Here is a 9,316-nt window from a genome sequence, read left to right on the forward strand (position 1 = left end):
TACGGGTAACTTCCCAGTCAGCCCTGCCAGACCACTCGGTACGTCAATGGAGCCGTGATGCCCGAAGCCGTGATCGTCTCAGCCGCCCGCTCCCCCATCGGCCGCGCCGTCAAGGGCTCCCTCAAGGACCTCCGCCCGGACGACCTGACCGCCACGATCGTCCAGGCCGCCCTGGCCAAGGTCCCCGAGCTGGACCCGAGGGACATCGACGACCTGATGCTCGGCTGCGGCCTGCCCGGCGGCGAGCAGGGCCACAACCTCGGCCGGATCGTGGCCGTGCAGATGGGGATGGACCACCTGCCGGGCTGCACCGTCACCCGGTACTGCTCCTCCTCCCTGCAGACCTCCCGCATGGCCCTGCACGCCATCAAGGCCGGCGAGGGAGACGTCTTCATCTCGGCGGGCGTGGAGACGGTCTCCCGCTACGCGAAGGGCAGCTCCGACGGCCTGCCCGACACGCACAACCCGCTCTTCGCCGACGCCGAGGCCCGCACGGTCGCCACCGCCCAGTCCGAGGGCTCGACCTGGCACGACCCGCGCGAGGACGGCCTGCTGCCCGACCCGTACATCGCGATGGGCCAGACCGCCGAGAACCTGGCCCGCGCCAAGGGCGTCACCCGCCAGGACATGGACGAGTTCGGCGTCCGCTCGCAGAACCTCGCCGAGGAGGCCATCAAGAACGGCTTCTGGGAGCGCGAGATCACCCCGGTCACCCTCCCCGACGGCACGGTCGTCTCCAAGGACGACGGCCCCCGCGCCGGCGTCACCCTGGAGGGCGTGCAGGGCCTCAAGCCGGTCTTCCGCCCCGACGGCATGGTCACCGCCGCCAACTGCTGCCCGCTGAACGACGGCGCCGCGGCCCTCGTGATCATGTCCGACACCAAGGCCCGCGAGCTCGGTCTCACCCCGCTCGCCCGGATCGTGTCGACCGGCGTCTCCGGCCTCTCGCCCGAGATCATGGGCCTCGGCCCGGTGGAGGCGAGCAACCAGGCCCTGCGGCGGGCCGGGCTGACCATCGACGACATCGACCTGGTCGAGATCAACGAGGCGTTCGCCGCCCAGGTGATCCCCTCCTACCGCGACCTGGGCATCCCGCTGGAGAAGCTGAACGTCAACGGCGGCGCCATCGCCGTCGGCCACCCCTTCGGCATGACCGGCGCCCGCATCACCACCACGCTCATCAACTCCCTGCAGTTCCACGACAAGCAGTTCGGCCTGGAGACGATGTGCGTCGGCGGCGGCCAGGGCATGGCCATGGTCATCGAGCGCCTCAGCTGAGCGGCGCACCGTAGCCGCCATAGCACCCGCTGTGAGCCTTCGGCCCAGAACCCTGAAACACCAGGGTTCTGGGCTGTTTTGTGATCCAATCTCCCCCAGGATGTGACCTATCTCCCTCCACCAGGGAGAACACCAGGTCACAGCAGGCACACCCCCTCCCCCGACACCGAAGCCCTGTCCGTTTCGTGACGTTACGCACTGACAGCTGGTTAGTCCGCCCTTCAAGCTGATGTAGGAAGTCGGGGGTCGACTTTGAACCGGGAGTACGTCAGTGAGCGCCATGCCGATCGCGTTGCTGGTCACCACGGCCGCCACGGGCGCCGTGGGCGTCGCCGTCCTGCGCACCGTCCTGCAGCTGCGCCGACAGGTCGCGGCCCTGCACACCGCACTGGCCGAGAGCCGCGCCGCCACCACCCGTGCGCTGCTGCCCGCCGCTCGCACCACTGCCGACACCGAAGAGATACGTGCCGCGGTGGCGGCTGCGCTCGCCGAGGAGCGGGAGCGGGAGCTCGCCGAGGCGCGGGCGTTCTGGGCAGCCCAGGAGGCTCGTGACGCCTCCGACGCGCCCTCTCTGCTGGGCCTGCCCGAGACCGATCTGTTCCTGCCCCGCCAGGCCGATTTCGCGGGTCTGGAGCCGGTGTCCGAGCCCGCCGCGGACGCCGAGGAGCCGTCCGGGGAGTCCCCGGAGCTGGCCGCGGCCCGCCGCCGCCATCCCTCCCACCCGGACTTCGTGCCGGCGCAGTCGCCGGTCGTGAACGACCACGAGCGCACCGTCGCCACCCTGGAGGAGCTGGCCTCCTCCGGCGTCGAACTGACGGACGTCCGCCCCGGCCCCCTGGGCACCCTGGACGTCTACGTCTTCGCCGACGGCACGACCCTGTGCATGACCCCGGGCCACCGCGAGACCGCGGATCGCCTCGCCACCGCCCTCCGCACCGGCGTGACCCCGACCCTCCTGGGCGGCTCCGGCATCTCGGGCGCCTACACCCTCACGTTCGAATGCGGCGAGGAGAACGTCTACATCCTGGCCGACCGGGTCATCGCGTCCCTGTAGGGGCGCGGGGACGGCGCTACACCCCCGCCCGCTTCTGCGCCTCCTCCACCCACGTCACCGCTTCCTGGACGTCGGCATCGCTCGGGACCACGACCGCCAGATCATGCCCGGCCACGGTGATCTGGTCTGCGGCAGCAAACATGCCGGCGTCCGGCATCTCCCGGGGTTGCACCCCCGGCTCCTCCAACTCCTGCGCCCTGCGGGCCAGCTCCCGGGCCAGCCCGAGAGCCTCGGCGGCAGCACCCCGCTGCAGCCGGCTCTGGGGCGCGGCCCTCAAACGATCGGCGAAGTGCTCCACCGCACGGGTCAGAGGCGTCGTATCAACCACGCCGCGAGCGTACGCGTCGCACCGGGACTGTTGCCAACGGGCGAACACTCAGGCACGGTGACCTGAAGGACCGGCTTACATCCCAGCGTCCGGAGGCGCCGATGTCCCAAGTCTTCTCCGAAGAGACCCATCGCAACATGCTCGCCCGCATCCCCCACTGCACCGGTCGTGAGATCTCCGACTGGTTGCGCACCGTCGAAGAAGGCCCGGCGCTCTTCCGCTTCGAGGAAAAGGTCAGCTGGCTCCGGCACGAACACAATCTCGCCTACGGCCACGCCAAGGCGATCATCCACGAGTACGACCTGAGGAGGGCCGCGCGCAAACTGCTCTAGGCGCGCACACCGTCCCCCGCCGACAAAGGGCCCCGGCCGAAGCCGGGGCCCTTCGCGCTACGACCGTCGAGGACTAGTCGCTGCTGTTGAGGATCGAGATGAGCCTCAGGAACTCCAGGTAGATCCACACCAGCGTCAGCGTGAGGCCGAAGGCCGCGAGCCAGGCCTCCTCGCGCGGGGCGCCGTAGGCGACGCCGTCCTCGACCTGCTTGAAGTCCAGGGCGAGGAAGCACGCACCGAGGATGATGCCGATGACGCCGAAGATCACACCGAGGGCACCACTGCGGAAGCCGAGGCCGTCACCGCCGCCGAACACCGCGAACAGCAGGTTCACCATCATCAGCAGGATGAAGCCGAGGGCGGCCGCCATCACGAAGCCGTAGAAGCGGCGGTTGACGCGGATCCAGCCGGCCTTGTAGGCGATCAGCACACCGGCGAAGACCGCCATGGTGCCGATCACGGCCTGCATGGCCGCACCGTCGGCGATGCGGTTGTCGACGATGTTGGAGATGACGCCGAGGAAGACACCCTCGAACGCGGCGTACGTCAGGATCAGCGCGGGCGAGGCCTTGCGCTTGAAGGACTGCACGAGCGCCAGGACCATGCCGATCAGCGCGGCGCCGATACCGATGCCGTAGGCACGGCTGATGTTGGCGTCGTCGACCGGCAGCAGGGCCCAGGAGAGCGCCGCGGTGATGATGAGCACACCGAGCGTGCTCGCCGTGCGCAGGACGACGTCGTCGATGGTCATCCGGCCGGTGGTGGCCGGGGCCTGCGGCGGCGCGCCGTACTGCAGGTCCTGCTGGGCGTAAGGGTTCTGCGCGTACGGGTTCTGCGCGTACTGGTTGCCCGCCGGCTGTGCGTACGGGTTGCCCTGGGTGGCGACAGCGGGACCCCCGGCCTGCGGCGCGGTGTTGAAGCCCGCGTAGCCGTTGTCGCGGCTGAACCCCCGTCGCGAGAAGACCGGGTTTCTGCTCCTCATTTCACTCCTCCATGGCCACACGTCATGGCCTTGGCTCAAAGAGTAATAGGTAGGCAAAGGGATGACCCTAGTGCTTGGGGAGGATCTTTCCCTCGTCGTGCTGCGCAACACGCTACGCGGCTTGGTGATTCCCCTCACCGGAGGGGGTCACTCCCGGCTCACCCGAACGGGAAGCCCGTGTACGCCTCCGCCAGGTCCGTCTCGGCCGCGCGGGAGGAGGCGATCCGCTCCAGCCGGGCGAGCTGGAGCCGGTCCTCGAAGGGCGTCGCGCCGGGTGCGCGGTGCAGCAGGGTCGTCATGTCGTAGGAGAACCGCTCGGCCTGCCAGACCCGGCGCAGGCAGGTCGCGGAGTAGGCGTCGAGCAGCTCCGGCGATCCGGTCTCCTGCCGGTGGGTCAGGGCCCGCGCGAAGGTCACGACGTCGCCAACGGCGAGATTCAGGCCCTTGGCCCCGGTCGGGGGGACGATGTGCGCCGCGTCACCGGCGAGGAAGAGGCGGCCGTGGCGCATGGGCTCGTGGACGTAGGAGCGCATGGGCGTGACCGACTTCTGGGTGATCGGGCCGCGCTGGAGGCGCCAGTCGTCCGCGGTCTCGAACCGGCGCTCCAGCTCGTCCCAGATCTCCTCGTCGCTCCACGCCCCGGCGTCGGTGCCGTCGGGCACCTGGAGGTAGAGGCGGGAGACGGCCGGTGAGCGCATGGAGAGCAGGGCGAAGCCGCGGTCGTGGCGGGCGTAGACGAGCTCGTCGTGGGAGGGCGGCACGTCGGCGAGGATGCCGAGCCAGCCGAAGGGGTACGTCCGTTCGAAGACTTGGGTGAATGGGGCGGGGATCGCCTTGCGGGCCACGCCCCAGAAGCCGTCGCAGCCGACGACGTAGGCGCACTCCAGGACGTCCTCACGGCCCTCGTGCCGGAATCGGATCCGCGGGGCGTCGGTGCCGGCGTCCTCCACGGCCAGCGCCTCCGCCTCGAAGAGCAGGGGCCCGCCCTCCAGGAGCTGGAGGGCGATGAGGTCCTTGCACACCTCGGTCTGGGCGTAGACCGTCACGGACCGTCCGCCGGTGAGGGCGGGGAAGTCGACACGGTGGCGCCTGCGCTCCCAGCGCAGCTCGATGCCGTCGTGGCGCAGCCCCTCGCGGTCCATGCGCTCCCCGGCGCCGGCCGCGCGCAGCACGTCCGCGGTGCCCTGCTCGAGGATCCCGGCGCGCTGGCGCCGTTCGACGTAATCGCGGTCACGGCTCTCCAGGACGACCGAGTCGATGCCGGCGTTGTGGAGCAGCCGGGCGAGGAGGAGGCCGGCGGGGCCCGCTCCGATGATGCCGACGGTGGTGCGCATCGGACGACCTCTTCCCATCTGCGTTCGTCAGGTGAAATTTCTTTCACTATGTGCATGTGAGTCTCCGACGGCATGCGTCCGCTGTCAACGGGCGCGCCGTGAACTCTTCAATGGAGCACGCAGGGATCGGAAAGTGCCCGGAGCCGGACTTGAACCGGCACGCCCGCGAAGGGGCAGCGAGGTTTAAGCTCGCCGTGTCTGCATTCCACCATCCGGGCAGGCCGTGGGCTCCGCATCGAGGTTCCGAGACTATCCGGACGGATCCCCCGAACAGCGGAAGCGTGGACCGATGTTGTCTTATTTTATTGACGTCTGAGGGTGCATCAGCACACGGAACACGCCATCCGCACTTGCCAATAGCCTTGCGTGCGGCGCTCGGCCACGTATGCGGAATGACGGAATTTCACCGCCCGAACGAGGGCACTCCACCTGTTCTCGACACCCGGACGGCGTCAGTCCCGACACCCGGTCTCTCGGGGGCGTTCGTCATCCCCAGGTATGACACCGCCCCGCGCGGTCAGACCGGAGTCGGCCTTCGGAACCAGAACAGCGGGTGACTACACGGCGGCCTGGGACCCGGACGATGGAACACGTCCTTCCCCCTCACAGCCGTCCGACAGGAGAGCCATCCCGTGACCACCGCATCCCTCGCCGACCGGGCCACCACCGCGGCCGCCCGCGCCACGGATCTGTCGAAGATCTACGGACAGGGCGAGACCCAGGTGGTCGCCCTGGACTGCGTCTCCGTCGACTTCCGGCAGGCCGAGTTCACCGCGATCATGGGCCCCTCGGGCTCCGGCAAGTCCACCCTGATGCACTGTGTGGCCGGTCTCGACTCCTTCTCGTCCGGGTCGGTGCGCATAGGCGACACCGAACTCGGCTCGCTGAAGGACAAGCAGCTGACCAAGCTGCGCCGGGACAAGATCGGCTTCATCTTCCAGGCGTTCAACCTGCTGCCGACCCTGACGGCCCTGGAGAACATCACCCTTCCGATGGACATCGCGGGGCGCAAGCCGGACAAGGAGTGGCTGAACTCCGTCATCCGGATGGTCGGCCTGGCGGACCGTCTCGGCCACCGGCCGTCCCAGCTGTCCGGCGGCCAGCAGCAGCGCGTCGCCGTGGCCCGGGCACTCGCCTCCCGGCCCGAGATCATCTTCGGCGACGAGCCCACCGGAAACCTCGACTCGCGCTCCGGCGCCGAGGTGCTGGGCTTCCTGCGCAACTCCGTGCGCGAACTGGGCCAGACGGTGGTGATGGTGACGCACGACCCGGTGGCCGCGGCCTACGCGGACCGGGTGATCTTCCTGGCGGACGGACGGATCGTCGACGAGATGCACGGGCCGACGGCCGACTCCGTGCTCGACCGCATGAAGGCGTTCGACGCCAAGGGCCGCACGAGCTGACGCCCCCTCACCGACGCACCGGCCCGAACCGACTGGACTGAGAAAACCCATGTTCCGTACCGCCTTGCGCAACGTGCTCGCGCACAAGGCCCGGCTCCTGATGACCGTGCTCGCCGTGATGCTCGGCGTGGCCTTCGTGTCGGGGACCCTGGTCTTCACCAACACCATCTCCGACGCCTTCCAGAAGAGTTCCGCCAAGGGCTTCGACCAGGTCGACGTCGCCATGACAGCGGACTACCGGGAAGCCGAGGGGGATCAGGTCGGCAAGCTCCACGAACTGACCCAGGCCGTCCTCACCAGGAGCGAGCGGGTTCCCGGGGCCGCGTCCGCCATCGGAGTCGTGCAGAACTTCACCGCCATCGCCGGCAAGGACGGCAAGCTGCTCGGCGACGGCTTCCAGTCGCAGGGCGGCAACTACTGGGGCACCAAGGACCCCCGCTACCCGCTGGTCAGCGGGCACGCCCCCAAGGGCCGGGGCGAGATCCTCATCGACTCCGCGACGGCGAAGCGCGCCGGCTACGAGGTCGGCGACACCGTGCGGATGTCCGTCGCCGGGCCGGTCCTGACCCCGAAGATCACCGGCATCTTCACCACCGACGACGGCAACGTCGCGGCCGGCGGCAGCCTCACCCTGTTCGACACGGCGACCGCCCAGAAGCTGCTGGGCAAGCCGGGCGTGTACGACCAGATCAACGTCAAGGCGAAGCCGGGCGTCACGCAGGCCGCGCTGAAGGCGGAACTGGACAAGGCGCTGCCGAAGGGCACCGTCTCGACCACCACCGGCAAGCAGCTCGCCGACGACCAGGCGGACGCGATCTCCCGGTCGATGAGCGGCATGCAGACGGCCCTGCTGGTCTTCGCCGGCATCGCCCTGTTCGTCGGCACGTTCATCATCGCCAACACCTTCACCATGCTGGTCGCCCAGCGCACCAGGGAGCTGGCGCTGATGCGGGCGGTCGGCGCCTCGCGGCGGCAGGTGACGCGCTCGGTGCTCCTCGAGGCGTTCCTGGTCGGCGCGGTCGCCGCCGTGACCGGTCTGGTCGCGGGCATCGGCATCGGGGCCGGGCTGCGCTCCCTGATGGGCACGTTCGACGCGACCGTGCCGGACGGGCCGCTGATCATCAAGCCGGCCACGGTCATCGCCGCGTTCGCCGTCGGCATCCTGGTGACCATGCTGGCGGCGTGGCTGCCGGGCCGCCGGGCCGCGAAGATCCCGCCGGTCGCGGCCATGAGCAGCGTGCACGCCAAGGCCACGACCAAGTCGCTGGTGCTGCGCAACACGCTGGGTGCCCTGGTCTCGGCCGCGGGCATCGCGGTGGTCCTGGTGGCCACCACCATGGACGGCTCGGACGGCCAGATGCCGATGGGCCTCGGCGCGGTACTGCTGATCATCGGCGTGTTCATCCTGACCCCGCTGCTGTCCCGCCCGCTGATCGCCGCCGCCGCGCCGGTGCTGCGCGCCTTCGGCATGTCCGGCAAGCTGGCCCGGCAGAACTCGGTGCGCAACCCGCGCCGTACGGCCGCCACCGCCTCCGCGCTGATGATCGGCCTGACTCTGATCACCGGCATGACGGTGATGGCGGGCAGCCTGCAGCAGGCCATCGAGAAGATGGCGTCGGCGTCGATCAAGGCCGACTACGTGGTGTCGATGGCGAACGGCAACCCGCTGTCGCCGGACGTGGAGAAGCAGCTGAAGCAGGCCGGTGACGTCACCGCCACCAGCCCGATGCTCAACGCCGAATCCCGGATCGACGGCCGGAGCGAGTACCCGACCGGCGTCAACGGCGCCGCGATCGGCGACCTGGTCGGTCCGAAGGTCGACGAGGGCACCTTCAAGGTCGGCGGCAGCAACGTCGTCGTGGACGGCGAGACCGCGAAGTCCCATGGCTGGAAGGCTGGTTCCGCCTTCACCATCGCCTACGAGGACGGCAAGAAGCAGAAGCTCACGGTCTCCGGGATCTACGAGAGCAACGACTTCCTGAGCGGCATCCTGCTCGACGAGAAGACCCTCGCCCCGCACTCCTCGGACCCGTACAACATGAGGGTCATGGTGAAGACCGCCGACGGCACGTCCGGCGCGGTGCAGGACAAGCTGGAGAAGGCCCTCGGCACCAACCCCGCGATCAAGGTCCAGTCGAAGGACGACATCTCCAACGAGATCGCGCAGATGTTCACGCTGATGCTGAACATGGTCTACGGCCTGCTCGCCATGGCGGTGATCGTGGCGGTGCTCGGCGTCGTCAACACCCTGGCCATGTCGGTCTTCGAGCGCTCCCAGGAGATCGGCATGCTCCGCGCGATCGGCCTGGACCGCAAGGGCATCAAGCGGATGGTCCGCCTGGAGTCCCTGGTGATCTCCCTGTTCGGCGCGGTGCTGGGCATCGGCCTGGGCGTGTTCTTCGGCTGGGCGGCCGGTGAGCTGCTGGCCACGAAGCTCGCGACGTACGAACTGGTCCTGCCCTGGGCGAGGATGGGTGTCTTCCTGCTGCTGGCCGCGACGGTGGGTGTCCTCGCGGCGCTGTGGCCGGCGCGGCGGGCGGCCCGGCTGAACATGCTGGAGGCCATCAAGGCGGAGTAGCGGGCACGGCGAAGGGCCCCTTTCCCG

At 69.4% G+C, this 9,316-nt stretch carries 8 protein-coding genes and 1 tRNA gene; 5 read left to right on the top strand and 4 right to left on the bottom strand.

Going from position 1 to position 9,316, the window contains the following annotated elements:
- The first annotated feature begins 57 nt into the window (after positions 1-57).
- The gene (locus ACFU3E_RS34810; RefSeq protein ID WP_384167634.1) at positions 58-1,278 is read left to right on the top strand and encodes an acetyl-CoA C-acetyltransferase; all 1,221 of its coding nucleotides are present in this window, start codon (positions 58-60) and stop codon (positions 1,276-1,278) included.
- Between the two features lie 271 nt (positions 1,279-1,549).
- The gene (locus ACFU3E_RS34815) at positions 1,550-2,332 is read left to right on the top strand and encodes a hypothetical protein (protein WP_384167636.1); all 783 of its coding nucleotides are present in this window, start codon (positions 1,550-1,552) and stop codon (positions 2,330-2,332) included.
- 16 nt (positions 2,333-2,348) lie between these two features.
- On the opposite strand, the gene ACFU3E_RS34820 is transcribed toward ACFU3E_RS34815, so the two are convergent.
- On the bottom strand, positions 2,349-2,660 hold the full coding sequence (locus ACFU3E_RS34820; RefSeq protein WP_384167638.1) for a hypothetical protein: 312 nt from the start codon (positions 2,658-2,660) through the stop codon (positions 2,349-2,351).
- A gap of 101 nt (positions 2,661-2,761) precedes the next feature.
- Here ACFU3E_RS34820 and ACFU3E_RS34825 point away from each other — a divergent pair, with 101 nt between their 5' ends.
- The gene (locus tag ACFU3E_RS34825) at positions 2,762-2,992 is read left to right on the top strand and encodes a DUF4287 domain-containing protein (protein WP_059424410.1); all 231 of its coding nucleotides are present in this window, start codon (positions 2,762-2,764) and stop codon (positions 2,990-2,992) included.
- Between the two features lie 73 nt (positions 2,993-3,065).
- On the opposite strand, the gene ACFU3E_RS34830 is transcribed toward ACFU3E_RS34825, so the two are convergent.
- The 3 genes from ACFU3E_RS34830 to ACFU3E_RS34840 form a co-directional block, all read right to left on the bottom strand.
- The gene (locus ACFU3E_RS34830) at positions 3,066-3,974 is read right to left on the bottom strand and encodes a Bax inhibitor-1/YccA family protein (RefSeq protein ID WP_384167641.1); all 909 of its coding nucleotides are present in this window, start codon (positions 3,972-3,974) and stop codon (positions 3,066-3,068) included.
- A gap of 158 nt (positions 3,975-4,132) precedes the next feature.
- Positions 4,133-5,308 (bottom strand): 4-hydroxybenzoate 3-monooxygenase, encoded by a 1,176-nt coding sequence (locus ACFU3E_RS34835; protein WP_384167643.1) that lies wholly within the window; start codon positions 5,306-5,308, stop codon positions 4,133-4,135.
- 134 nt (positions 5,309-5,442) lie between these two features.
- A tRNA-Leu gene (locus ACFU3E_RS34840) sits at positions 5,443-5,526 on the bottom strand.
- Between the two features lie 414 nt (positions 5,527-5,940).
- Between ACFU3E_RS34840 and ACFU3E_RS34845 the strand changes: the two genes are divergently transcribed.
- Positions 5,941-6,711, top strand: coding sequence for an ABC transporter ATP-binding protein (locus tag ACFU3E_RS34845; protein ID WP_384167646.1), 771 nt, complete (start codon positions 5,941-5,943; stop codon positions 6,709-6,711).
- A 49-nt stretch (positions 6,712-6,760) separates the two neighbouring features.
- Complete coding sequence (locus ACFU3E_RS34850; protein WP_384167649.1) at positions 6,761-9,289, top strand: ABC transporter permease; 2,529 nt, start codon at positions 6,761-6,763, stop codon at positions 9,287-9,289.
- Positions 9,290-9,316 lie beyond the last annotated feature (27 nt).

It is taken from the genome of Streptomyces sp. NPDC057424 (assembly GCF_042803315.1).
Taxonomy (GTDB): domain Bacteria; phylum Actinomycetota; class Actinomycetes; order Streptomycetales; family Streptomycetaceae; genus Streptomyces.